This is a genomic window from Streptomyces sp. NPDC002276, assembly GCF_053891435.1.
In genome coordinates this window covers 74,948-96,987 of record NZ_JBSFCQ010000018.1, presented here as the reverse complement: position 1 = coordinate 96,987, position 22,040 = coordinate 74,948, and the positions used below count along the sequence as shown (strand labels likewise).

The window sequence follows — 22,040 nt, the reverse complement described above, 5'->3', positions numbered from 1 at the left end:
CGTGGTGTTAAAGGCCCAGGGACTTGCTGATGATGAGCTTCATGACCTCGCTGGTGCCGCCGTAGATACGGGTCACCCGGGCGTCCGCGTACAGGCGGGCGATCGGGGATTCGAGGATGTAGCCGTAGCCGCCGTGCAGTTGGAGGCAGCGGTCGACCACGCGCCCCTGTGTCTCGGTGCAGAACAGCTTGGTGCGGGCCGCGTCCACGGGGTCCAGTCCGCCCGCGACGAGTGCGGTGATCGATGCGTCGAGCAGGGCCTGTGCGGCCGTCAACTCGGCGTCCAGGGCGGCGAGTTCGAACTTCGTGTTCTGGAACTGGGCCAGCGGTTTCCCGAACACGTTCCGGTCGCGGACGTAGGTGACGGTCAGGTCGATGGCGGTACGGGCCTGGGCGACCGCGCCGACCGCGATGGCCAGGCGTTCCTGGGCGAGGTTGCGGCCGAGGAGGGTGAAGGCGGCGCCTTCCTCGCCGAGGAGGTTGGCGGCGGGCACGCGGACGTCGTCGAAGGCGAGTTCCACGGTGTCCTGGACGGCCAGGCCGATCTTCTCCAGCTTGCGCCCGACGGTGAAGCCGGGCGTGCCCTTCTCCACCACGAGGAGGGACAGACCGGCGCGCCGGTTGTCGGGCTCGACGGTGGTGCGGGCGACCACGATCACCAGGTCGGCATGGTGGCCGCCGGTGATGAAGGTCTTCGCACCGTTGAGGACGAAGTGGTCGCCGTCGCGGACCGCCCTGGTGGTGATGCCGGCGAGGTCGGATCCGGTGGCGGGTTCGCTCATCGCGATCGCGGTGTACAGCTCGCCGGAGGCCAACCCCGGTAGCCAGCGCGCCCGTTGCTCTGCATTGGCCAGGCCGGTGAAGTACGGGACGACGATGTCCAGATGGGTGCGCAGACCGCCGAGCGTGACGCAGGCGCGGGCGCACTCCTCCTGGATCACGGCGTTGTAGCGGTAGTCGTCCTGACCGCCCCCGCCGTACTCCTCCGGGATCGCCGTACCGATGATGCCGAGCTTCCCCAGTGCGGTGAACAGGTCCCGGGGGACGAGTCCGGCGCGCCGCCAGTCCTCGTACGACGGGAGCACCTCGCGGGCGATGAAGTCACGGACCAGCAGACGGAAGTCCTCATGGGTCTCTTCGAACAGGGTCCGGCGCATCGGATCTCCTTCGGCTCGACCTATTCAGTATACCTAATTAGCCTCGCCGCATACAGGCTGATCCAGCAGAACGCCCCATGGGCCCGAAGGCCGCATGGGGCGTTGCCGGTCGATCGTCAGGAGATCAGTGCCACCAGGGGATCAGCGCGTCCAGGTGGCGGCGCATCCGGTGCCGGGCCACTCCCGCGTCACCCTCGACGATGGCGTCGAGAATCCGCTGGTGAACGTGCTGGACCTCCTCGGCCGCCGTGTCACCGGGCAGCGGGCGGTCATGGCCTGAGGCATGGCGGCGGAACAACTCGGTGATGATGGAGAGGAACAGCGACAGCACGGGGTTGTCGGAGAGTGCGGCCAGTTCGGTGTGGAAGAGGTCGGCCTTGCGCGGGTCGGCGGCGGGGCCCTCGGTGCTCCAGCGGACGGCCTTGCCGAGCCGTTCGGTCACCTCTTTGTCGCCCTCCGCGACTCTCGCGGTGACCCGCGCGACGATGCCGAGTTCGATGGCGTTGCGGACGATCCGCAGGTCGTCGGCGGTGACGCCCTGGTACTCCAGGAACAGCGCCATGGTGTCGATGCTGGCCTGCGGCTCGGGCTCGGTGACGATCAGGCCGCCACCGGGACCGCGGCGCATCCGGGCCACCGAGTGGTACTCCAACAGCCGTACGGCTTCCCGCAGTACGGCCCGGCTGATCGAGTAGCGCGCCAGCAGGTCGGCCTCGGAGCCGAGCACCATGCCGGTCTGCCAGCCACGCGCGGCGATGTCGTCGTGGATGCGGGCCGCGACGACTTCGGCGAGCTTCGCACGCGGGCCCTCCACCAGTTCCGGCTCGACGACATTGCCCGCGATCCGCTGCCCGCGCCGCACCCGGTGCTTCTCGATCCAGCCGGCCACCGACTCCAGATGTGCGGTCAACTCCGTCTGCGCGCGGGCCCCGTCGTCGGCGATCACCGCGTCGACGACGGCTTTGTGCGCCCGGTGCGAGGTGTCCTTCGCCGCGTGCATCTCGGTCTTGGAGACACGGCGGGAGGTGTGCGCGTAGCGGGCGGTGAGCCGGGTGAGCACGTCGACGAAGAGGTGCAGCACCGGGTTGCCCGACAACTGGGCGAGTACGGGGTGGAGGGGGTCCTGGGAGTGGACGCCGGGGTCGTCCCAGTGGTCGAGTTCGGCGTCGAGTGTGGTGCGGAGGGTGTCGATGCCCTGCTCGGTGATGCGGTCGGCGGCCAGTCCGGCGGCGATCGGTTCCAGCAGGAGGCGGGCCTGGAGCAGGTCGGTGACGCTGGTCCCGACGTATTCGAGGTAGATCACCATGGCGCGGGTGGCCGGTCCCGCGTCGGGTGCGCAGACGATCAGGCCACCGTTCGGGCCGCGCCGCATCCTGGCCACCTGGTGGTGCTCGACGAGCCGTACCGCCTCGCGCAGCACCGCCCGGCTCACCCCGAGCCGCTCCCGCAGATCCACCTCGGAGCCCAACGACTCGCCCACCGGCCAGCCCTGACGGATCACGGTCGCCTCGATACGGCGGGCGGTCTGCGCGGCCAGCTTGCCGACCGGGACACCGGTCTCGCCGTCGGCGGGCTCGCGGTCGACGGCAGTCGCCATGGCCAACTCCTCTGGGGCGGATATTGCGGATCCCCAGTCTATTCGTCACCTGGGGCGGAGGCGTGCCGTTCGGAGACCTGGAACCTAGATGAGGCCACTTTTTTTCGCTCAGGGGCCTGGCAAGCGGGTGATCTTCATGGTTAGAGTAACCTCATTTCTGGGCCGCGGCACGAGAACAGGGAGCCGACAGCGATGCGACTTGAGTCCACGCCCGAGCTCGAAGCGTTCCGGCGGAAGGTGCGCGCGTTCGTCGCCGAGCACGCCCCGGGCGTCAAGACCCATGCGGGGGTGCGTGCGCCGGAGCCGGACTTGATGCCGGCGATCCGGGAGTGGACCGCCAAGCTGTACGAGGCGGGCTTCCTCGGGATCGGCTGGCCGGCCGAGTACGGCGGCCGTCCCGACGCGCATCCGCTGGAAGCGTCCGTGGTGGCCGAGGAGATCGCCCGCGCCCGTACCTGGCAGCCGATCGGCGCCGCGTCGCTGGCCTCGGCAGCGCTGCTGGAGTTCGGCACCGCCGCGCAGCGGGCGCACTATCTGCCCCGTATCCGCTCCTGCGAGGACGTGTGGTGCCAGCTGTTCAGCGAACCGGAGGCGGGCAGCGATCTGGCGGCGCTGCGGACGCGGGCGGTCCGCGAGGGTGAGGGCGAGGACGCGGTGTTCGTCGTGGACGGCCAGAAGGTGTGGACGACCAACGGCCAGCACGCCGACATGGGTTATCTGCTCGCGCGCACCGACCGCGAGGCCCCGAAGCACAAGGGCATCACGGCGTTCGCCCTCGATCTGCGCAGTCCGGGCGTCGACATCCGGCCGCTGCGGGAGATCACCGGGACGACCGACTTCAACGAGGTCTTCCTCGACGGCGTGCGCATTCCGGCCGCGAACGTGATCGGGCGGGTGAACGACGGCTGGCGGGTGGCGATGAGCAGCCTCGGCCACGAGCGTTCCGGGGTGGCGGCGCGCGGTGTCGAACTGGTCGCCGTACTGGACGACTTGCTGCGTCTCGCCGCGCACACCTCGATCGACGGCGGGCCCGCGCTGGACGACTCCGCGACCCGGCAGGCGATCGGCGAACTGGCCACGCGAGTACAGGTGAACGCGGCGCTGATCGGGCTCGCCCAGTCCCGGATGCTGCACGGCACGGAAGAGCCCGTCGACTCCCTTCTCGGCAAGATCTTCTTCAGCGAGCTGAACCACGACCTGGTGGACTTCGGCCTGAGCCTCCAGGGCACGGACGGGCTGCTGGTCGAGGGCGACGAGGACGTCGTAGCGGATGGCTGGTGGCAGGACGCGCATCTGTACTCGCGGGCGTACACGATCGCCGGCGGGGCGAACGAGGTGCTGCGGACGCAGGTGGCCGAGCGGGGGCTCGGGCTGCCGCGGGAGCCTCGCTGACCTACCCGGTCACTCAATGGACCACTCGGTCGATATGTGCGTCTCGCATACCTTAACCGGTCGCCCGAAAGATTTCCGGGAGATTGATTGTACCGATCGGTCGACGTATGGTTCCGACAGGTGTGGGGCCGACGAGAGGACGACAGAACCATGACCGAGAGCGTGGCCGGAACCGACGTCTCCGAAGAGCTGCCGGAGTACCCGTCGCCCCGATCGGGCGAGTGCCCGTTCGCGCCGCCGCCGGGGCTGCTCAAGCTGCACGACTCGGACAAGGCCCTGGTGCGGGCGAAGACCTGGGACGGCACGACCCCGTGGGTCGTCACGACGCACGCGGCCCAGCGGCAGTTGCTCACCGATCCCCGGCTCAGCGCGAATATCGGTGCGCCCGGATATCCGCACACGACCGAGGCGATGAAGGCGCACGCGGCCGACGTACGGCTGTCGATCAACAATACCGACGGTGCCGAACACGCCCGGTGGCGCCGGATGCTGACGAGCTCGTTCACCCGGCACCGGATGGAGAAGATCCGCCCGGAGATCCAGCGGATCACCGACGACCTGATCGACAAGATGCTGGCCGGTCCCCAGCCGGTCGACCTGAACCAGGTTCTGTCACTGCCCCTGCCGTCACTGATGATCTGCGCACTCCTCGGGGTGCCGTACGACGACCACGAGTTCTTCCAGGAGCACGCGGGAGTCACCAACGCGCGGTTCAAGACCCCGGAGCGGGCGGCGGAGAGCACGGCGACCCTGGTCGCCTACATCTCCCAGCTCATCGAGGGCAAGATGGACGACCCCGGAGAGGACGTTCTCTCCGACCTCGCCACGCGCGTCAAGGCGGGCGACCTCTCCCTGAAGGAAGCCGCCCCCCTGGGGCACATCCTGCTCGTCGCCGGCCACGACACCAGCGCCAACATGATCACCCTGGGCACCGCACTGCTGCTCCAGCACCCCGACCAGCTGGCGGACCTCCGCGAGCACTCCGACGATCCGAAGTACGTGGCGAGCACGACCGAGGAGCTGCTGCGCTACCTCACCATCCCGCATCTGCTGGCCCGCCGGGCCGTCCTCGACGACATCGAGATCGACGGCGAGATCATCCGCGCGGGTGAGGGTGTGATCGCCTCGCTGCCGGCCGCCAACTGGGACCCGCAGGCGTTCCCCGACCCCGAGAAGCTCGACCTCACGCGCAGCGCCGCCCACCACCACGCGTTCGGCTGGGGCCCGCACCAGTGCGTGGGCCAGCAGCTCGCCCGCATCGAACTCCACGTCGTCTTCAGCACGTTGTTCCGGCGGATCCCGACGCTGCGACTCGCCGTGGACGTCTCGGAGTTGAAGTTCAAGGAGGACTCGCAGGCGTACGGCATCTACGAGTTGCCGGTCGCCTGGTAGTCCGCCGCCCGTACACGGAACAGGTATTCACAGGCCTCACGTCAATACCCGGTCCGTTGAACGGGACGGAGCGCGACAAGCCGCACAAGCCGTATCACGCTGGCCACGACGATGTACGTCGTGCCGGTACGGCTGTGCGGCTTTCGGCATGCCCGGCACACGAAACGGCCGAGGGGAGGAACGTCATGGAGAAGACCGTTGTCACCAGCGACCCGCAAAGCGACGAGCGGGAATCGGTAAAGACCGAGATCGGGATCACCATCAAGTTCTGACGCTGTCCGCCTCCCACCGCGGGCCGTCCGGCGTGGACGATCTGTGTTGCCGGTACCGGGCAGCGAACGGCGAAGGAAGGGGATCCGTGGAGAAAACCGTGGTCAACAACAATCCGCAGGCGCAGGATCAGAACGACGCCAAATCGACCTTCATTTCGGTGATGGTCAAGTTCTGACGCCGTCCGTCCTTCGCCACAGGTCGCCCGACGCTTCCGGCGCGGCGGATGCCACCGTCGCACCGGAAGCGTATCCACAGCTGAGGAACCGTGCCGTCAGTACAGGCTCACGAGCGGCAAGGAGAGCTGAAACCGTGGAGAAGACCGTCGTCGACAACGACCCGCAGCAGCGGCACCGGGACGATACCGAATCGTCCTGGAATTCCATCATGCTCACGATCATCGTCATATTCTGACCCTTTACGTTCCATTTCTGGACCGCGTCCGGCGCTTACGTTCCGTGCGGAGCGCCGGATCACACTGGAGGGCATATGAAGATCACCCTGGTCTGCATGCCGTGGGCCACCACAGCAACTCCTTCGCTGGCGCTCGGAATTCTCTCGCGCAGGATCGCGGACACCTTTCCCGAGATCGAGACCGAGACCGTCTACGCCAACATCGACTTCGCCGACTGGATGAACGAGCAAGGTGGTCTTGGCGCCGCCGAATTCAGCTTCTTCTCCCTGCACAGCTATTTCCTCGGGTGCGGCGACTGGGTGTTCTCCTCCGCTCTCTACGACGACCCGACCTGGCGGGTCGACGAATTCTCCAGCACGTTCCGGAAGGCGATGACGGCCGACCAGATGGAGGCGTCCCTGCGGCTGCACCGGTTGGTGCCCGCATTCATCGACGCGATGGCGCGGCGCATCGTGGCCGGCGGGCCCGATCTCGTCGGAGCGACCTCGACGTTCCAGCAGAACGTGGCTTCGCTCGCGCTGCTGCGCCGTATCAAGGAACTCGCTCCCGCTACGAAGACCGTCATGGGCGGCGCCAACTGCGACGGCCCGCAGGGGGAAGCGCTGCACCGCAATTTCGACTTCCTCGACTACGTCGTGCGGGGCGAGGCGGAGCGGACGTTCCCCGAACTCGTCGGGGCGCTCCAGGGCGAACGCGACGGCGACACCTCGCACATCGCGGGCCTGTGCCGACGCGAGGGCGACCGGAGCGTGAGCAACCCGCCGGCCGAGCGGCTGCTGGCACCGTCCGAGATCCCTTCACCCGACTACGACCCCTACTTCGCGCGGCTGCGGCGCTCCCGTGTGCAGTCCTGGTACGAGACGGTGCTCACCGTGGAGGGGGCGCGCGGCTGCTGGTGGGGCGAGAAACACCACTGCACCTTCTGCGGGCTCAACGGCTCGGCGATGACGTTCCGCAGCAAGAGCCCGCAGACCTATCTGGAGGAGATCCTCACGCTCGCCGAGCGCCACCACGTCCTGGACTTCTTCGCGGTGGACAACATCCTTGAGATGTCCTACCTCGACTCCGTCCTGGACAGGCTCGCGGACGCGCCCTTCGACCTGCGCATCCAGTACGAGGTCAAGTCGAACATGAAGCTGTCGCAGATCAGCCAGATGCGCAGGGCGGGGGTGGTCAGCGTCCAGCCGGGCATCGAGAGTCTCAGCACCCGCGTGCTGAAGATCATGGACAAGGGTGTGAGCGGCCCCCACAACGTGCGTTTCCTGCGGGACGCCGAGAGCAACGGCCTCTCCGTGGCCTGGAATTACCTGTACGGCTTCCCGGGCGAGACAGCCGAGGACTACCTGCCCATCATCGAACAGCTTCCCGCGCTGCACCACTTGCACCCCTCCAACGGGTTCAACCGCATCGCGCTGGAACGCTTCAGCCCCTACTTCGACCGCCCCGAGCTGGGTTTCGCCGAGCGGCGCCCGCAGAAGCAGTACTCCATCACCTACGACCTGCCGGAGTCCGAACTCTCCGAGCTTGCCTATCTGTTCGAGACCGTCGACCTGGGCATCGACGACAAGGTCGGGGAGCAGCTCAAGCAGGCGCTGGACGAGTGGGGCGACAGTTACATCCACAGTCATCTGTCCTACGTCGATGCCGGCGACCGTATCGAACTGTCCAACTCCCGGCCGGGTTTCGCCTGGCGCACCATGATCCTGCGGGACGCCACGGAGGTCGAGCTCTTCCGGGCCCTGCACGACCCCCGGTCCGCCGAGCAACTGATGCGCCGTACGGCCCAGTTCGGTGCCGGTTGGAGCGGGGAACGGGTCGAGGCCCTGCTGGCCGACTGGCGCCGTCAGGGGCTGGTCTTCATCGAGGGTGATCGTGCCGTGCATGTCGCCACCGATCGCGAGAACCAGCTGATCTGCCGCATCCGACGTGAGTCGGACACGAGCGGCGGACCCGAACTGGCCCTGGAACTGGCCGAGGAGCCCACATGCGTGAAGATCTCCTGACCCCGCCGTCGGCGACGCCGTACGGGCCCATCGGTGAGCGGGTGCACGACCTCTACCGGAGCGGCGTGCGGTGCGCGGCCCTCGACGAGCCCGTCTCCCTGCGCTCCCCCGGCCCGCGCGACCTGCGCGCCCTGGACTTCGTCCGTGTCGCCACCGCCCGCGGCCTGCTGGTGCGCTGGCATCTGCGCGCGGGGCGGCGGGCCCTTCCGTCCCTGACGGCGCACGATCTGTCCCACCTCCAGCCCCCGGTCTCCCTGGACGGGCCCCGGTCCGCCGAACGACTCGCCCAGTGGAACACCCGTTTCTACATAGGCCGTTGCGTATGGCGCCGCGGCCCAGGGTTCGTACAGATCCGGGACCGGCGGGACGGCGTACTGCAACGGTTCGACCTGGTGCAGCCGGAGTACGCGCAGGCCGTGCCCCTCCTTGAGAAACAGGAGACGGACGCGGTCGATTCCGAGGTCCTCGCCGCACTGCGGGCCGAACGCCTCGTCCTCACCTTCGGAGGCCTGGACTGGTGGGCGCCGTATCTGATGGACCGGTGGCCGGTGCCGTCCATGGTCCTGTGACCGCCGGGCGCGGCACCGTCGTCGACGAACCGTCCTGAACCGTCGTGGCGGAACCGAGGAATCGAAAGACTTGGAGGAGGCGCCGTGGTCAACGACATCGCCGCCGGGATCCTCGCCTGCGGGGCCGTGGTCTGGCTGGTGTGGCGCGGATTCTGCACCGCACCGGGCTCGTTCGGCTCGTGGGCGATGTTCTCCCACATCTGGGCCTACCGGGCCCGGCTGTACGACGTGCGCGACGGGCGGCCGGTCTGCCCGTGGGAGTACGAACTGCGTCAGGACCATTTCAACTCCCCCGACCAGCTCGGCTCCCTGGTGTGCTACCTCGACGAGGTGCACGGCCGCCGAGTGACCGGGGACGGAGTGGTCCTGGCGCCCTTCGACCGCTTCAGGATCGCGGTCAGAAACGGGCAGGTCGTCCGTGCCTGACCTGCTGTCGGTGCACGGCGCCACGGCCGGCCCGGCACTGTGCTGCTTCCGCCTGGTCCTGGGCACGGCACTCCTGTGGAAGATGACCGCCGACCATGTGTTCGGCATGGCACGGTTCTTCGACGACCGGCCCCAGTCCCTGGTGCGGTGGCGCTACGAGCGGGACGAGATGGCGGTGAAGGTGCTGCTGAGCCCGACGGCGTACAAGGTGTTCTACGTCGCTCGGGCCGTGGCGGCGCTGTGTCTGTTCGCGGGGGTGCTCACCCCGCTCGCGGCAGCGCTGGTCGCCGCCTGGTGCATGTTCGAGTTCACCTTCGACCGCAAGTTCAACACCGTGTTTCTGGGGATGATGTGCCTCCCGTTCGTCTTCGCCCGGGGATCCGACGCCTATCTGAGCCTCCAGTCGCTGCTGGACGCCCCGTCCCCGGCCGCCTTCCTCGACCCTCCCCGGGTGCACGGCGGCGCGATCCTGTCCTGGCCGCAGTTCGCGGCGGTGGTGCTGATGTTCCAGGTGTACTGGAGCAGCGCGTGGTTCAAGGCCGCCTCCCGCCAGTTCACCAGTGGAGACACCCTCCAGAAGGTCTTCGAGCAACTCGCCGCCGTACGCGACGAGTTGCCCGCGGGGCGCCGCGACTACTACTTTCCCGACTGGTTCACCCGCCGGTTCGCCACCGACGATCCGGCCCTCGTCGCCCGCCGCTGGCGTGTTCCGTCCCTCGCGACGATCGCCGCGGAGGCCGCTCTGCCCGTCCTGCTGATCGTCCCCGCCACCTGGCGCGTGGGGGCACTGCTCGGACTGCTCACTCATGCCGCCTTCACCGCGATGCTGCCCAAACGGCTGGTGCCCTTCAGTCTCGCCTCGGTCGGTACCTATGTGCTGTTTCTTCCGCCGACCACGTTCGTGACCCTGATCGGAGGATGGACATGATCCACCGTGCGCCGCGGGCCAAGGCCCCCACGAGCTTCGGCGCCCGCGCCCGCGACTACGACCGGCTACGACCCGGCTATCCCCGCCGCGCCCTCGCCGAGGCCTGGGCTGCCCTGGGCGGCGGTCCCCCGGGCACCGCGCTGGACGTCGGCTGCGGAACCGGCAAGCTCACCGGCGCGCTGGCCGCCCTCGGCCACGAGGTCACCGGTGTCGAGCCGGACCCGCGGATGGCGGCCGTCGCCGCGGCGAACGGGCTCACCGTCGAGGTCGGCACCTTCGAGGACTGGGACCCGTGCGACCGGCGGTTCGACCTGGTGGCCTGCGGTCAGGCATGGCACTGGCTGCGCTCCGGGGAACGTACGGCCAAGGCCGCTCGGTCTCTGCGCCCGGACGGGCGGATCCTGCTCGCCTGGAACTTCGGCTCCTACGCGCCGTCCGCCGCGGCCGGTCTGAGCCGGGTGTACGCCACTGTCCTGCCGGACGGGCTGCCCACCGGCCAGGGCGGCAGGAAGGACCTCACCGAGGGGGACACCGACGCGTACGCCGAGGAACTGAGCTCGCACGGTTTCGCCATGACGAAGACCGCGCTGTGCTGGCAGAACCGCCTCACCGCACGGGAGTTCTGCGCACTCCTCGGCACCGAGAGCCGACACCTGGCCCTGCCGTGGGCGACCCGGCGCCGACTGCTGCGGGCGGTGACCGCGTATCTCGACGCCGAGGAGGGCGGGGGGATCCGTACGGACTACACGTGCGTGGTCGTGGGGGCGGCCAGGGCCGAGTGACGCCGTAGCACGTCCGTCTCAGCGGGCGATACGTTCGTCCGGGTCGACACGAGGCTCCGCGGCGGCGGTGTCCTCGTTCTTTTCGCCCATGCCGTCCAACTGGCTTACCGCTGGCACCAGATGGTTGGCGACCGCCAGCACGGCCAGCCCGACAGCGATGGCGATCAGCGGCACCTCGACGCCGAAGGTGTCGGCCAGCGCCCCGCAGAGCACGGGGGCGAGCCAGCCACAGGACTGCGCCGCCATGTTGACCGACGTCAGAACCCGTGCGGCCATCGCGTCCGGCACCATGGCCACCATGGCTGCCGAGAACACGGCGTTCAGCGGAATGACGAACACGATGCTCGCGCCGAGGCACAGGCCCGCCGCCCAGGGCCAGGACGCCAGCGGGACGAGCCCGGCGACACCGAACACGAGCATCCAGGAGACGAGCAGGACGAGGTGCCGGCCGTCGACCCGCCGCACGACCCACCCGCAGGCGAACGCGCCACCCAGCGCGCACGCCGTGGCGATCCCCTCGGCCACGCCGATCCGGGAGGGCGAGGCGCCGTGGTGCCGCAGTGTCACGATGAAGAGGAAGGCGATCCCGGTGAAGAACAGATTCATCAGCGCCGACCACACCAGCGCGTACCGCAGGAACGCCACGCCCCGGACGAACGCGAGACCTGCCCCCAGGTCCCGGCGCAACGGCGCGCGGCGGACGGCCTGTTCGGCGGGCTCCGGTCCCATCGGCGTACGGATCAGGAGGCAGGCCAGGGTGACGGCGGCGTACGACAGGGCGTCCGCGAGGAACGGCGCCCAGCGGGCCAGCGCGAACAGGGTTCCGCCGAGCGGTGCGCCGGCCAACTGGGCACCCTGGTCACGTACTTCGGCCCGGACGAAGGCGGCCTTGAGGTGTGCGCCCGGGACGATCCGGCGCACCAGCGGTGCCGCCGCGCCGGCGAACACCGCGGACGCCAGGCCCTGCACCAACGCCAGGGCGGCGATCAGCGGCAGCCACGGGCGTCCGGCGGCGACCGCCCAGCAGACCGCTCCCGTCGCGGTGAGCTGGATCAGGGAGGCTCCGATCAACAGCGCCCGGCGCGAGTAGCGGTCACCGGCCACGCCCGACGGGAGCAGGCCCGCCACCAGGCCGACACTCCCGCACGTGCCGACCACGCCGGCCGCCGCCGCGGAACCGGTGGCCGCCAGCATCAGCAGCGGGAACGCCAGCCTGGAGACGCCGGTGCCGAGCGTGGACACGGCGGTACCGGACCACCACAGGTTGTAGTCCCGGTTCCGCCACAGCGACGGGAGGTCCGGCTCCGAAGCCCTCCGCGGTCGCCCGTTCACCGCCCCCGCAACCTCGTTCCGATGACCTGGGCGGTACGTGCGGCGGCCTGGGCCAGTCGTTCCAGGTGATGTGCGGGATCGGTCACGACACACAGCGACGCCAGGGGCACCTGCCCCGGCGGCCCGTACAGCGGAACGGCGGCGCAGCACACCCCCGGCACCAGTTCCTCCCGGTCGAAGGCGGCGCCACGGGCCCGGATGTCCGCGGCCTCCCGCGGCCAGGACCCGGGCGCCGGGCCGGGCAGGGCGGCGGGACCGGCCGCGGCCATGAGTACCTTGCCCGCCGCCGTGCGCCACGGCCAGGTCATCCCGCGGTGGGTCACGGCAGGCGGCTCGTCCCCTTCGCCGGACACCCATTCCAGGACCAGTGCCTGCCCCTTCCACAGCACACAGATCCCCACCGCGGCGCCGGTGAGTTCCGCCAGGCCGCGTATCGGCTGCCGCGCGGCGGCCCGCAGCCCGGGGTGGGGCTGCCACCGACGCCCGAGGTGGAACATCCGCGGCCCCATCCGGTAGTTGCCGCGATGCCGTTCCACCGCGCCCAGTTCGGCCAGCTGCTCAAGGAGCCGGTGGGCGGTCGACTTGGGCAGTGCGCACTCCGCCGCCAGCCTCGACAACCCCGCCTCTCCGGCCCGCTCCACCGCTTCGAGAAGCCCGAAGGCGCCTTCCAGCACACTGCGGCCCGCGGCGCCCGGCGACGACGTCATGGTCACCGCCGCCGTGGCCCCGATCCCTCCGCGTCCGTTCATGCCCCTCACCCCCGTCGCATCCCCTGCACTCCGGCATCGAACGACCGCTCGGCAACACAGCAGAAGGTTCGCATCAGGACATCGGAGGAAACGTTGTCGAATGCTTGTCGGAAATCACGGGCGACGGTGAAAGATGGGTCCAGTCGGTGAGCGGGCAGGGAGAAGAGAACGCCATGGTGCATGTTCACTTACTGGGGCCCGTGGAACTGTCGATCGGGGGGCACATCTCGGAAGTGGGGCCGCCGCAGCGCCGTACGGTGATGGCCGCGCTGGCCGTGGAGGTCGGGCGGCCCGTCACGGTGGCCACGCTCATCGACCGGGTCTGGGACGCCGACCCGCCGGACGCGGCGCGACGGGCGGTGCACGCCCACATCGCCATGATCCGGCGACTGTGCGAGCAGGCCACCGACCGCGGTGCGCGGCCGTTGCGCCTGGTCCGCCGTTCGGGCGGCTACGTGCTGGACGCCGATCCGTGGCAGGTGGACGTCCACCGGTTCCGGCAGTTGGTCGACCGCGCCCAGCAGGCGGAGCAGACGGACGACGCGAAGGCCTCGCTCCTGCGCGAGGCGTTCGGTCTGTGGCGCGGGGAGCCGCTCAGCGGCCTGCACGGGCAGTGGGCCGCGCGGATGCGCGAGACATGGCAGCGCCGGCGGGTGGACGCCGTGGTCGGCTGGGCCCGCGTGGAGTTGCGCCGCGGCGACCCAGACGCCGTCATCGGCCCGCTGGCCGACCTGCTCGCCGAGTACCCGCTGGTGGAGCCCCTGGCCGAAATGCTGATGCGGACCCTGCACGACGCCGGACGCGGTGCGGAGGCACTCGACCGCTACGCGACCGTACGGCGGTGGCTCGCGGAGGAACTCGGCGCGGAACCCGGACCGGCCCTGCGCACGGTTCACCAGGCGATCCTCCGCGGTCACCGGCCGCTGTCCGCCGCCCCTCGACCGACGGGGGCGTCGTCCCGTCCGGTGACGGCGCCGGGCGCGTCCCCACAACTACGGCCTTCGGAGCCCGGTCCGTCGGCGAAACGGCGGGCGGCCGAGACTCCGTCCCAACTCCCCGTCGCGGTACGCGGGTTCACGGGCCGCGACGAGGAGATGACCCGGCTCCTGTCGATCCTCGACGCGGCCCGGGGAGAATCCCCCGCGGTGGTGATATCGGCTGTCTCCGGCATGGCGGGAGTCGGGAAGACGGCGCTCGCGGTCCACTGGGCGCGCCAGGTGGAGAGCGCGTTCCCCGACGGGCAGCTCTACGTGAATCTGCGCGGGTTCGATCCCCGGGGTTCGGTGGTGACTCCGACGGAGGCGGTACGGGGGTTCCTGGACGCGTTCGGAGTGCACCCCGAACGTATCCCGCTCGGCCTGGAGGCCCAAGTGGGCCTGTACCGCAGCCTGTTGGCGGGGCGGCGGGTCCTCGTCGTCCTGGACAACGCCTTCGACGAGCAGCAGGTACGGCCGCTGCTGCCGGGGGCGGCGGGCTGCATGGCGCTGGTGACCAGCCGGAACCGGCTGACCGGACTGGCCGTCTCGGAGGGGGCCCACCTGCTGTCCGTGGACGTGCTCGGTCCCGGCGCGGCCAGGGACGTACTGGCGGAGCGGATCGGCGGAGACCGGCTGACGGCCGAACCCGACGCCGTCGATGACATCGTTGCCCGGTGTGCGGGGCTGCCGCTGGCGCTCGCGGTGGTGGCGGCGCGGGCGGACGCCCAGCCGCACCGGCCGCTGAGCACGCTGGTGCGGGAGTTGCGGGAGGAGCGGAACCGGCTGGACGCACTGGACGCGGGCGAGTCGGCGAGCCAGGTGCGGGCTGCCTTCTCCTGGTCCTACCGCGCCCTCAGCACCGGTGCCGCACGGTTGTTCCGGCTGCTCGTCCTGCACCCGGGACCGGACGCGGGACTGGCCGCGGTCGCCGCACTGGCGGGGAGACCGCCGCAGGAGGCACGGGAGTTGCTGTCCGAGCTGACCAGAGGGCATCTGCTGTCCGAACACGCCCCGGGCCGGTACACGTTCCACGACCTGCTGCGCGTGTACGCGGGAGAACTCCTCGCCGAGCAGGACGACGCGCGGAAACGGCGGGCGGCGCTGCACCGCATGCTGGACCACTACCTGCACACCGCGCGAGCGGCCGACGCGCTGGTGACCCCGCAGCCCAATCCGGTCTCCCTGCCGTCGGCCCGGCGTGGCGCCAACGTGGAGAAGCCGGTCGACTACGACCGGGCGCTGGCCTGGTTCACGGCCGAATGCGCGGTGCTCCTGGAGGTCGTGCGCCAGGCGCCGGAGGGCTTCGAGGGCCATGTCTGGCGGCTTACCGCGGTCCTCACCACCTACCTGGACCGCAACGGCTACTGGCAGGCGCTGGAGGACGTCGGCCGCCGCGCGCTGGCGGCGGCGCGCCTGCACGACGACCGCGCCGGGGAGGCCTGCGCCCACCGCGGTCTGGGACTGGCCCTGGACCGATTGCGGCATCCTGATCCGGCCCGTGAACACTACGCGCGGGCCCTGGAGCTGTTCGCCGAGCTGGGCAGCGACGCCGGGCAGGCCAGGACGTACCAGCACCTCGCCCGTCTGTCGGGAACGCAGGGCGACCGCCGGCAGGCCCTTGAACTGGCCCGTCGCAGTCTGCGGCACTATCGCGCGGCGGGTGACCGCGCGGGCCAGTCGGCCGCGTTGAACCACATCGGCTGGCAGCTGGCGCACCTGGGCGACCACCACCAGGCGCTGGCTCACTGCGAACAGGGCCTGGCCCTGGCCGAGGCGGCCGGGGACGTCAACGGACTGGCCCACACCTGGGACAGCCTGGGCTACATCCACCGTCGACTGGGCCAGGATCAGCGGGCGGTGGCGTGCTACCGGCGGGCGAGCGAGCTGTTCCACGCCACAGGGGAACGCGTCCACGAGGCCAGATGCCTGACCTGCCTGGGCGACTGCTACGACAGCACCCACCAGCCCGCCCCCGCGCGGGAGACCTGGGCCCAGGCCTTGGCGATCACGGACGAACTGAGCCTGCCGGAGGACGAGTTGCTACGCAAGGAGATCCATCAGCGCTTGCTTCGGTGAGGGCTGCTCGGGTCAGCGAAGCAGTTCGACGATCGTGGCGTTCGCGGTGCCGCCGCCCTCGCACATCGTCTGGAGTCCGTAGCGCAGGTTGCGTTGGCGCATGCGGGCGAGCAGGCGGGTCATCAGGATGGCGCCTGAGCCGCCGAGCGGATGGCCGACCGCGATCGCTCCGCCCAGCGGGTTGAGCCGCTCGGGGTCGGCCCCCGTCTCGGCCAGCCACGCCAACGGGACCGGTGCGAAAGCCTCGTTGACCTCGAACGCCCCGATGTCCTCGATGGACAGGCCGGACCTGCGCAGGACCTTCTCCGTAGCGGGGATCGGCCCCGTCAGCATCATGATCGGGTCCGCGCCGCTGACCGCGCCGGAGTGGTAGCGGGCGATCGGCTTGAGGCCCAACTCCCTTGCGCGTTCGGGAGTTGTGATGAGGAGCGCGGCGGCGCCGTCGGAGATCTGGGAGGCGTTCCCGGCGTGGATCACGCCGTCGTCCTTGAACGACGGCTTGAGTTTGGCGAGGGTCGCGACCGAAGTGCCGCGCCGCAGGCCCTCGTCGACGGTGAACTTGGTGCCGTCGACCTCGATGGGCACGATGTGGTCGTCGAAGATCCCCGAGTCGATCGCCGCGGCGGCCTTCGCGTGCGACTCGGACGCGAACTCGTCCAGGCGGGTGCGGGTGAGGCCCCACCGCTCGGAGATCAGCTCGGCGCCGACTCCCTGGCTGAACTGGAAGCCGTCGTAGCGGGCCAGGACGGCGGGCCCGTACGGCTGGCCGGTGGTCCGGTGCGAGCCCAGCGGGACCCGGGTCATGGTCTCCACTCCCCCGGCCACCACGAGGTCGTACTGTCCGGCCATGACGGCGTGGGCGGCGGAGTCGACGGCCTGTTGGCTGGAGCCGCAGGCCCGGTTGATGGTGACCCCGGGGACGTGTTCGGGCCAGCCCGCGGCCAGTGCCGCGAAGCGGGCGATGTTGCTCGACTGGTCGCCGATCTGGGTGACACAGCCCCACATCACGTCGTCGACGGTGCCGGGGTCGATGCCGGTTCGTTCCACCAGTGCGGTCAGTACGTGTGCCGACAGGTCGGCCGCGTGCACGGCGGCCAGGGAGCCGTTGCGCTTGCCGATGGGCGTGCGTACGGCGTCGACGATGACGGCCTCGGGCATGGCAGGGTCCTTTCGGTCAGTGGGGGAACTGGACGGCGGCGCCGCTGTCGACGAGTTCGTCGGCGTCGGCGATCTCCCAGTCCCGGAAGACGGCACGGGTGTCGGCGCCCACGGGTGGGGCAGCCGGTCCGGGGCTCGACGGTGTGGCGGAGAAGCGAGGGGCCGCCGCGGGCTGGACGACGCCCTCGCGTGTGAACAGGCTGCCGCGCGCGGCCAGTTGGGGGTGTGCCGCCGCCTCGGTGAGACCGAGGACGGGTGCGACGCAGGCGTCGGTGCCCTCGAACAGGGCCGCCCATTCGTCGCGGGTGCGTTCGGCGAAGCGTTCGGCCAGTCGGCGGCGCAGCTCCGGCCACGTCGACCGGTCGTGCTGAAGTCCGGGGTCGATGTCCAGCTTCAGCAGCTCGATCAGGCTGCGGTAGAACTTGGCTTCGAGGGCGCCGACCGCCACATGTCCGCCGCCCTTGGTCTCGTAGACAGCGTAGAACGGCCAGCCGCCGTCGAGTTGGTTGATCCCCCGCTCGTCGGTCCAGGCCCCGCGCCCGAGTTTGCCGAAGGTGCTCGCGAGGAGATGGGCCGTCCCGTCGACGATGGCCGCGTCGACGACCTGGCCAACTCCCGTGCTCCCTACGGCATGCAGCGCGGCCAGCACGCCGATCACGAGGTAGCAGCCGCCGCCCCCGAAGTCGCCGACCAGGTTGAGCGGTATCTGTGGCGGGCCCGCCGCGTCGCCGATCGCGCCGAGCGCGCCGGTGAGGGCGATGTAGGTGAGGTCGTGTCCGGCGGCCGCGGCGAGCGGTCCTGTCTGGCCCCAGCCGGTCATCCTGCCGTAGACGAGCCGGGGGTTGCGGGCCAGGCACTCGTGGGGTCCGATGCCCAGGCGTTCGGTGACGCCGGGGCGGAATCCCTCGATCAACACATCGGCGCGCTCGGCGAGTTGGAGGAGTGCGGCGGGTCCTGCCGGGTGTTTCAGGTCGAGTACGACCGACCGCTTGCCCCGGTTGAGGACGTCCGCGGGTCCGCCCGCGTCGGGCTCGGACGCCCGCTCGGGCCGGTCCACCCGGACGACCTCCGCACCGAGATCGGCGAGGAGCATCCCGGCGAACGGGCCCGGCCCGATGCCACCGAGTTCAACCACGCGACAGCCGGACAGTGGTCCTGCGGTCACAACACCCTCCCTGGCAGCCTGAATTGGGGATCGCGATACTTCTCTTACGGCGCTGTCAGCGTCCCTTCCAGACCGGCGGGCGCTTCTCGGCGAACGCGGCGGCGCCCTCCCGCGCGTCCTCGGACGAGAACACCGGCGCGGCGATCTCGGCCTGCCGGATCCAGCCCTCCTCCGCCGTCCAGTCGGCGGCGGACTGCGCGATCTGTTTGGTGGCGGCGACGGCGAGGGGGCCGTTCGCCGCGATGGTCGCGGCGAGTTCCAGCGCGCCGGCCAGCGCGCCGCCCTCGTCGGTGAGCCGGTTGACCAGCCCGACCTCGGCCGCGCGTTCGGCGGTGATGGGCTCGCCGGTCAGCAGCAGCTCCAACGCGATGGCGTACGGCACCCGTTGGGGCAGGCGCAGGGCCGCACCGGCCCTGGCGACCAGGGACCGGGTCACCTCCGGGACGCCGACCTTGGCCGCGCGGGAGGCCACGACGAGGTCGCAGGCGAGCAGCAGCTCGAAGCCGCCGGCCAGCGCCCAGCCCTCGACCGCCGCGATCAGCGGTTTGCGCGGTGGGGTGATGGTGATCCCGCACAGCCCCCGGCCCTCGATCGCGGGGCTCTCACCGCGCAGCCAGGCCTTGAGGTCCATGCCCGCCGAGAACGTGCCCCCCGCTCCCGTGAGTACGCCGACCCGCAGCTCGTCCGTCTCGTCCAACTCGTCGACCGCGGCGGCGATTCCGGCGCCCACCCCGGCGTCCAGCGCGTTCTTGACCTTGGGACGGTTGATCGTGATGACCTGGACCGCGCCCCGGCGCTCCACCAGCACCTCGTCCGACACCTTGCCTCCTGAGTTCTCGTTCTCGATTGCGGTTCACTTGACCGCGAACCGCTCCAGTTCGTGGGCGACCATTCCGTCCAGGTCCTGGGCGGGCGGCTCGGGAAGTTCGACGGCCCGCTCCCTGGTCGGCAGCAGCACAACCGCCCTGCCGGGTGTGGTGACTTCGCCGCGCTGGTTCTCGCAGCGCACGTCGATGTGCACCTCGTTCCGGCCGTCCACCTGCCGCTTGTCGACGACCGTGCCGCGCACCCAGGTGGTGTCGCCGAGGTAGTTGAACTTGCGGTGTTCGCAGCGCAGTTGCCACAGCCAGCCGTCGTCGCCGATCCAGTCGGTGAGGAGATGGCAGAGCCAGGTCTCGCGCATGCCGCCGTAGTCGTAGGGGTTGGGGAGGCCGAGTTCGCGGGCCCGCTCGGGTTCCCAGTGCAGGCGCTGCACGGTGTCGGGGACGCCGAGGCGGTTGGGCGGGTAGAGGCCGGGGGCCTTGCGCCGTACGGCGGCGGCGATGCCGAAGGCGCCGGGCGGGGTGAGCTGCATGCCCCAGCCCAGGTGCCAGACGACCACGTCCGTCGTGGTCAACGGGCCCTTCACGCGGGGTTGCAGGGCCTCGCCGACCTCGACGTCCTCCCAGTAGCGGGGTTCGGCGCCGCGTCTGGTCTCGGCGGCGTACGCCGCGTCGATCTCGGCCAACTGCTCGGGCTCGTACGGCTGTTGTTCGACCGCTTCCTTGGCTCGCTTCTTCGACGTGTGCCGCTCGGCGTTGATCCAGGTGCCGCGGCGCAGGGCGTGCATCTCGCCGCGTCCGTTGGCGTAGAGGTAGTCGCGGACGACATGTGCGGTGCGTCCGCCGAAGTTGCTGCGCTTGAGCTCGACGCCGACCTGGGTCTGCAACACCCGGCAGCGGTCGCCCAGTTGGAGGGGCCGCCACCACTCGAACTCCATCACCGCCTGGTAGGAACCGAGGCCCGCGAAGGGGTCGCCCTTGAGCAGCGCCTTGGTCTCCGGGTCCGGTACCGGCGCCGCGTCCTCGCCCATCGTGTAGAGGAAGGTGGGCGGTGCGACCAGCGCGCCCCAGCGGGTCTTCGCCGCGTAGTCCGGGTCGCAGTACAGGGGGTTGGCGTCGCCGTAGCCGTAGGCGAAGTGGCGTGAACCGTCCCACGTCACCTCGTAGTTGTGCGGCGGGTTGCGCTGCGGCTGGGGAACGCCCAGGCGGAGGCGGGAGCGTTCGATCGCCTCGTCCGTGAGCACGCCGAACTGTTCGGCAGGTTTCTGCTCGGTATCGCTCACCGGTCAACCTCCTTGCTGGACACCGCGGTTACTCCCTCGGGTGCTTTGGTGTGTTCGGCGAGCCGGGCCCTTACGAGGTCGAGGAGTTCGACGCGGCTCACCTTGCTCGACGGGGTGCGGGGCAGGTGGTCGAGGACGACGATGTGGGCCGGCACCTCGTACGGGGTGAGGTGGGTGCGGCACAGGGCGGTGAGTTCGGTGGCGTCCGGTGCGGGCTCCCCTGGCTCCAACTCGACCGCCGCGACCGGCACTTCACCGAGCCGCTGGTCGGGCAGTCCGGCGACGGCGGCCTCGCGTACGGCGGGGTGGGTCTCCAGGACGCGTTTGACGGTCTCCGGCTGCACTTTGAAGCCGCCGCGGATGATGGCGTCGTCGGCCCGGCCCTCGATCCACACGAACCGGTCGGCGTCGATCCGGGCCAGGTCGCTGGTCTTCATCCAGGTCCGGCCGCCGTGGGTGCTCTGCTCGGTGCGGACCTCCAGGCGGCCGGTCCGACCGGGCGGGAGTTCGGTGCCGTCCTCGCCGGTCACCCTCAACTCGACGCCGGTGAAGGCGCGTCCGGCACTGCCCGCCTTGCGCTGCCACCAGTGTTCGTGCAGCGGGAGGGTCCAGCCCGCGACGGCTCCGGCGAACTCCGTCGCGCCGTAGGTCATCAGGACGGGGATGCCGTACGTGCGGAAGAAGGCGTCGGCGAGTTCCGGCGGGCAGGGGGCCGTGCCGGAGGTGACCACCTGGAGGGTGGCGAGGCGTTCCTTCGGGACCCGTGCGTCGAGTACGGCGCGGATCGCGGCCGGGACCAGGCTCGCCGCGCGCAGTCGGTGGCGTTCGACCGCGCTCACCCAGGGTTCGACGGCGAACCTGGGCATCAGGAGCATGCGGCGGCCGGTGGCGAGGCAGGCCAGGGCCCGCCACAGTCCGCCGATGTGCACGAGCGGGGTGGCCACCAGGGACGCCGACCCCGACAGGAGCCGGTCGTCCTTGCGGGTCTGGCCGCCGGAGACGAGGGCCTGGTCGAGCTGGCCGATGCGCAGGTGGACGCGTTTCGGGGGGCCGGTGGTGCCGGAGGTGAGCATCTCCACGGCGATGCCCGGACTCGTCGGTGCCTCGGCGGGTGCCGTGCCGCCCGCGGGTCGTAGGGACCCGTCGGTGTCGAGTTCAAGGGCCGCGCCCTGTGCGGTCACGGCGTCCAACACGCCCTCGCGGGCGAGGACTTCGGCGCCGGACACGACGACGGGTGGGGTGCAGCGGGCGATGTCGGCGGCGAGGCGGGCGGCGGGCTGGAGCGGGCTGAGCATGACCAGGCAGCGGCCGGAGGCGATCACCGCGGCGACCACGGCGACGTGCTCGGGCCGGTTCTCCAGGACGACTCCGACGCGGGCGCCGGCCGGCAGGCCGAGCGCGTCGAGCGCTTCGCCTAGCCCGCGCGCGGTGCGCTGGACCTGTCCCCAGGTCCACCAGTTCCGGTCGTACTCGATCGCCTCGGCAGCCGCGGGCGCTTCCGCCAGCAGGCGGGACAGGCGGTCGCGAATTCCCACGTGATGAACCTTTC

The 22,040-nt window shown here is 70.5% G+C and carries 18 protein-coding genes; 9 read left to right on the top strand and 9 right to left on the bottom strand.

What is annotated here, in order from left to right:
* Positions 1 to 7: 7 nt before the first annotated feature.
* Both ACWIHT_RS36195 and ACWIHT_RS36190 read right to left on the bottom strand, forming a co-directional pair.
* On the bottom strand, positions 8 to 1,156 hold the full coding sequence (locus tag ACWIHT_RS36195) for an acyl-CoA dehydrogenase family protein (RefSeq protein ID WP_456172591.1): 1,149 nt from the start codon (positions 1,154 to 1,156) through the stop codon (positions 8 to 10).
* 124 nt (positions 1,157 to 1,280) lie between these two features.
* Entirely contained in the window at positions 1,281 to 2,753 is a 1,473-nt protein-coding gene (locus tag ACWIHT_RS36190) for a FadR/GntR family transcriptional regulator (RefSeq protein ID WP_456172590.1), read from the bottom strand.
* Positions 2,754 to 2,945: 192 nt separating this feature from the next.
* Here ACWIHT_RS36190 and ACWIHT_RS36185 point away from each other — a divergent pair, with 192 nt between their 5' ends.
* From ACWIHT_RS36185 to ACWIHT_RS36150, 8 genes are all read left to right on the top strand, one after another.
* Complete coding sequence (locus ACWIHT_RS36185) at positions 2,946 to 4,145, top strand: acyl-CoA dehydrogenase family protein (RefSeq protein WP_456172589.1); 1,200 nt, start codon at positions 2,946 to 2,948, stop codon at positions 4,143 to 4,145.
* A gap of 150 nt (positions 4,146 to 4,295) precedes the next feature.
* On the top strand, positions 4,296 to 5,537 hold the full coding sequence (locus ACWIHT_RS36180) for a cytochrome P450 (RefSeq protein ID WP_456172587.1): 1,242 nt from the start codon (positions 4,296 to 4,298) through the stop codon (positions 5,535 to 5,537).
* A 56-nt stretch (positions 5,538 to 5,593) separates the two neighbouring features.
* Positions 5,594 to 5,809, top strand: coding sequence for a hypothetical protein (locus ACWIHT_RS36175; RefSeq protein WP_456172586.1), 216 nt, complete (start codon positions 5,594 to 5,596; stop codon positions 5,807 to 5,809).
* A 487-nt stretch (positions 5,810 to 6,296) separates the two neighbouring features.
* Positions 6,297 to 8,225 (top strand): RiPP maturation radical SAM C-methyltransferase, encoded by a 1,929-nt coding sequence (locus ACWIHT_RS36170; protein WP_456172585.1) that lies wholly within the window; start codon positions 6,297 to 6,299, stop codon positions 8,223 to 8,225.
* Positions 8,207 to 8,794, top strand: a complete 588-nt coding sequence (locus ACWIHT_RS36165) for a DUF5825 family protein (RefSeq protein ID WP_456172584.1) — start codon at positions 8,207 to 8,209, stop codon at positions 8,792 to 8,794. Before ACWIHT_RS36170 ends, ACWIHT_RS36165 begins: the two co-directional genes overlap by 19 nt.
* A gap of 84 nt (positions 8,795 to 8,878) precedes the next feature.
* Positions 8,879 to 9,220, top strand: coding sequence for a hypothetical protein (locus tag ACWIHT_RS36160; RefSeq protein WP_456172582.1), 342 nt, complete (start codon positions 8,879 to 8,881; stop codon positions 9,218 to 9,220).
* Complete coding sequence (locus ACWIHT_RS36155; RefSeq protein ID WP_456172581.1) at positions 9,213 to 10,148, top strand: hypothetical protein; 936 nt, start codon at positions 9,213 to 9,215, stop codon at positions 10,146 to 10,148. The genes ACWIHT_RS36160 and ACWIHT_RS36155 overlap by 8 nt, the downstream gene beginning before the upstream one ends.
* Positions 10,145 to 10,930, top strand: coding sequence for a class I SAM-dependent methyltransferase (locus tag ACWIHT_RS36150; protein WP_456172579.1), 786 nt, complete (start codon positions 10,145 to 10,147; stop codon positions 10,928 to 10,930). Before ACWIHT_RS36155 ends, ACWIHT_RS36150 begins: the two co-directional genes overlap by 4 nt.
* 18 nt (positions 10,931 to 10,948) lie before the next feature.
* Here the strand turns inward: ACWIHT_RS36150 and ACWIHT_RS36145 are convergent, their stop codons facing one another.
* Together ACWIHT_RS36145 and ACWIHT_RS36140 are read right to left on the bottom strand one after the other, a co-directional pair.
* A complete protein-coding gene (locus ACWIHT_RS36145; RefSeq protein WP_456172578.1) occupies positions 10,949 to 12,262 on the bottom strand; it encodes an MFS transporter in 1,314 nt (437 codons plus the stop codon).
* Positions 12,259 to 13,011, bottom strand: coding sequence for an IclR family transcriptional regulator (locus ACWIHT_RS36140; RefSeq protein WP_456172577.1), 753 nt, complete (start codon positions 13,009 to 13,011; stop codon positions 12,259 to 12,261). Before ACWIHT_RS36140 ends, ACWIHT_RS36145 begins: the two co-directional genes overlap by 4 nt.
* 173 nt (positions 13,012 to 13,184) lie before the next feature.
* Here ACWIHT_RS36140 and ACWIHT_RS36135 point away from each other — a divergent pair, with 173 nt between their 5' ends.
* Entirely contained in the window at positions 13,185 to 16,064 is a 2,880-nt protein-coding gene (locus ACWIHT_RS36135; RefSeq protein ID WP_456172575.1) for an AfsR/SARP family transcriptional regulator, read from the top strand.
* Positions 16,065 to 16,076: 12 nt separating this feature from the next.
* Here the strand turns inward: ACWIHT_RS36135 and ACWIHT_RS36130 are convergent, their stop codons facing one another.
* From ACWIHT_RS36130 to ACWIHT_RS36110, 5 genes are read right to left on the bottom strand one after another with little or no spacing between them, the layout of a single operon-like run.
* Complete coding sequence (locus tag ACWIHT_RS36130) at positions 16,077 to 17,222, bottom strand: thiolase family protein (protein ID WP_456172574.1); 1,146 nt, start codon at positions 17,220 to 17,222, stop codon at positions 16,077 to 16,079.
* 16 nt (positions 17,223 to 17,238) lie between these two features.
* Positions 17,239 to 18,387: a CaiB/BaiF CoA transferase family protein gene (locus ACWIHT_RS36125; RefSeq protein ID WP_456172572.1), complete on the bottom strand. Its 1,149-nt coding sequence runs from the start codon at positions 18,385 to 18,387 to the stop codon at positions 17,239 to 17,241.
* Between the two features lie 55 nt (positions 18,388 to 18,442).
* The gene (locus tag ACWIHT_RS36120) at positions 18,443 to 19,207 is read right to left on the bottom strand and encodes a crotonase/enoyl-CoA hydratase family protein (protein WP_456172571.1); all 765 of its coding nucleotides are present in this window, start codon (positions 19,205 to 19,207) and stop codon (positions 18,443 to 18,445) included.
* A 33-nt stretch (positions 19,208 to 19,240) separates the two neighbouring features.
* Positions 19,241 to 20,491 (bottom strand): FAS1-like dehydratase domain-containing protein, encoded by a 1,251-nt coding sequence (locus ACWIHT_RS36115; RefSeq protein ID WP_456172570.1) that lies wholly within the window; start codon positions 20,489 to 20,491, stop codon positions 19,241 to 19,243.
* Positions 20,488 to 22,026 carry a class I adenylate-forming enzyme family protein gene (locus ACWIHT_RS36110; RefSeq protein WP_456172569.1) on the bottom strand — a complete coding sequence of 513 codons (1,539 nt, stop codon included), beginning with the start codon at positions 22,024 to 22,026 and terminating at the stop codon, positions 20,488 to 20,490. The genes ACWIHT_RS36115 and ACWIHT_RS36110 overlap by 4 nt, the downstream gene beginning before the upstream one ends.
* Between the last annotated feature and the right edge of the window lie 14 nt (positions 22,027 to 22,040).